At 38.8% G+C, this 2,990-nt stretch carries 3 protein-coding genes; 1 reads left to right on the plus strand and 2 read right to left on the minus strand.

Annotated elements, in window-relative coordinates; translation table 11 throughout:
- On the plus strand, nt 1–820 hold an 820-nt coding region (locus V7659_RS28300; protein WP_335543390.1), incomplete at its 5' end, for an AAA family ATPase.
- A gap of 50 nt (nt 821–870) precedes the next feature.
- Here V7659_RS28300 and V7659_RS28305 read toward each other — a convergent pair.
- Complete coding sequence (locus V7659_RS28305; RefSeq protein ID WP_335543391.1) at nt 871–2,565, minus strand: M3 family oligoendopeptidase; 1,695 nt, start codon at nt 2,563–2,565, stop codon at nt 871–873.
- Between the two features lie 93 nt (nt 2,566–2,658).
- Nucleotides 2,659–2,990, minus strand: a 332-nt coding sequence (locus V7659_RS28310; RefSeq protein WP_335543392.1) for a MarR family winged helix-turn-helix transcriptional regulator, incomplete at its 5' end; no start/stop codon positions are given.

The raw sequence follows: 2,990 nt of genomic DNA on the forward strand, positions 1-2,990 counted from the left end.
CTTAAAATCAAAACATCGTCCAATCGGTTCCTTCTTATTTGTCGGACCAACCGGAGTTGGTAAAACGGAATTAACGAAAACACTTGCCGAAGAACTATTTGGGTCTAAGGATTCCATGATCCGCCTTGATATGAGCGAATACATGGAAAAACACAGTATTTCTAAATTGATTGGCTCACCTCCTGGCTATGTAGGTCACGAAGAAGCAGGACAGCTAACAGAAAAAGTGCGCAGAAACCCATACAGCATTATTCTATTAGATGAAATTGAAAAAGCACACCCAGACGTTCAACATCTATTCCTGCAAATTCTTGAGGATGGACGCTTGACGGATAGTCAAGGAAGAATTGTCAGCTTTAAGGATTCCGTAATCATTATGACAAGCAATGCAGGCGTGGGCCACAAGACCGTTCATGTTGGATTCGGTACAAACGAGGCGATAGAAGAAGCAAGTATCCTTGACTCACTTGGCAGTTTCTTTAAACCTGAATTCTTGAATCGCTTCGACAGTATCATTGAGTTTAATTCACTCGGCAAAGAGCATATCCTTTATATTGTCGACTTAATGATTAATGAATTACAAGAAACGCTTACGGAACAAAAGATTGAACTAACGGTGACAACTGAGGCAAAAGAAAAACTTGCACGGCTTGGATACCATCCAGCTTTCGGGGCACGCCCGCTCCGCCGTGTCATCCAAGAGCAGCTTGAAGATAAAATAGCGGATTTTATCTTAGATCAGCCAGAGATTAAAGAATTAACTGCTATTATTGAAGAAGATGAGATAAAAGTAGTTTCTCTTGTGACTGCTGTTAAATAAGTAAAAGCGAAGCCTTTCTAGAAATTCTAGAAAGGCTTCGCTTTTTTCATTTATAGATGTTTATCATCTACAGAGTTTAACCAATTTTCAATCACACCCACTACCGATTCTACACAACCAGCCTCAAATGGCGAGATTAAATTCGCTGCTTCAACTAACTTAGTGAATGACATACTGCCGCCTAATTTGCATAAGTTCACATAGTCTTCCCATGCTTCCTCTTGATTCTCTCTGGAGCGCTTCCAGAATTGAAAGGCACAAATTTGCGCAAGTGTATAATCAATGTAGTAAAACGGTGAATTAAAGATATGGCCTTGACGCTGCCAGAAGCCGCCATTTTCTAGGTATTCATTGCCGTCGTAATCTTTATGAGGTAGATACTTTTTCTCAATTTCACGCCACTGAAGCTTTCGCTCTTTTGGTGTAGCTTCTGGGTTTTCATAGACCCAGTGTTGGAATTCATCAACGGACACCCCATATGGCAGGAATAACAAAGCATCACTTAGATGAGAAAACTTGTACTTGTCGGTATCTTCCTTAAAGAACAAATCCATCCATGGCCATGTGAAAAATTCCATACTCATGGAATGAATTTCACATGCTTCGTATGTCGGCCAAGCATATTCAGGAATCTCAAAATGACGACTCGAATAAACTTGGAATGCATGACCAGCCTCATGTGTTAGAACATCAATATCTCCAGAGGTACCGTTGAAATTTGAAAAAATGAAAGGTGCTTTATAATTTTCAATAAAAGTACAATAGCCACCGCCGGCTTTTCCCTTCTTAGCCACAAGATCCATCAAATTATTTTCCTGCATAAAACGGAAAAACTCCCCAGTTTCTTGTGATAGGTCCTCATACATTTGCTGCCCATTTTCTATAATCCATTCCGGCGTACCCTTTGGAGTGGCGTTTCCCGTTTGAAAATTAAAAGATTCGTCGTAATATTTAAGCTTATCGAGACCGATTCTTTCCTGTTGTCTCACCTTTAACTTTGTTGCGATTGGAACAATGTAGTCCTTTACTTGATTACGGAAATTGGCAACCATTTCTGCATTATAATCAGTTCTCATCATTCGATAATAACCAAGTTCAACAAAGTTTTTAAACCCAAGTTTCTGAGCAATTTCAGTCCTTACTTTAACAAGATCATCATAAATACGATCAAATTCTGCTTCATGTTCAACCATAAAGCCAAATTTCGCTTCATTTGCTCTTTTTCTCATTTCTCTGTCAGTTGATTGAGCGAACGGCTCTAATTGGGCTAGGGTTCTTTCTTCCCCTTCGAAGTCAATCTTTGCAGATGCCATTAGCTTTGTATATTCCGTTGACAACCGATTTTCTTTCTGAAGTAAAGGAACAATTTCTGGTTTGAATGTCTTCAGCTGTCCTTCGGCAAGGGCAAAAAGCTGTTTACCCCATTTTGCTTCTAGTTGAGGACGGAACTTAGAATCAACCAGTACTTGATAATACTTTGTCACTAACCCTTCAACCTCAGGTTGAATTTCATCCATATAATCCTGTTCATCCTTATAAAATTCATCGTTGGTATCAATTGAATGACGGATATAACAAAGGTTAAACATCGTCCCTAAGTCATTTCTTAGTTTATTAATTTCATTCATTACTTCGTTTTGTATATCTACTGTGACTGCATTTTTTAAACTCTCAAGGGCAGCATTAAATTTTTCTGTTACTTCTTTTAAGTTCGGCCTTATGTATGTATAGTTTTCAAACCCCATTGAAACAACCCCTTTGTAAAATATTCCAACCTATTATATTATATACTATCGACTAACATTCCTGAAAACAAAAATACGGCCAAAATGGCCGTATTAGAATTTACCAGCAGGTAATCCCAGTTTTTTTAACAATTCAATCGCCTCTAGTTTTTCAGGTTCACTAAGCGATGACATGAGATTATTGATTTGTTCTGCATGTTCAGGGAAAATATCCTGAATAAATTTTTTCCCATCTTCTGTGATTTGTGCATAAGTGACACGGCGATCTTTCGGACAGGCAATTCTTCTTAACATCCCTTTTTGTTCAAGCTTGTCGACCACGTAAGTAATACTCCCACTTGCCAGCAAGATCTTCCCGCCAATTTGCTGCATCGGCTGGTCACCCTTATGATACAGAAGTTCCAAAACGGCAAATTCGGTAGGGT

The organism is Neobacillus drentensis, assembly GCF_036966985.1.
Lineage (GTDB): Bacteria > Bacillota > Bacilli > Bacillales > Cytobacillaceae > Neobacillus > Neobacillus drentensis_E.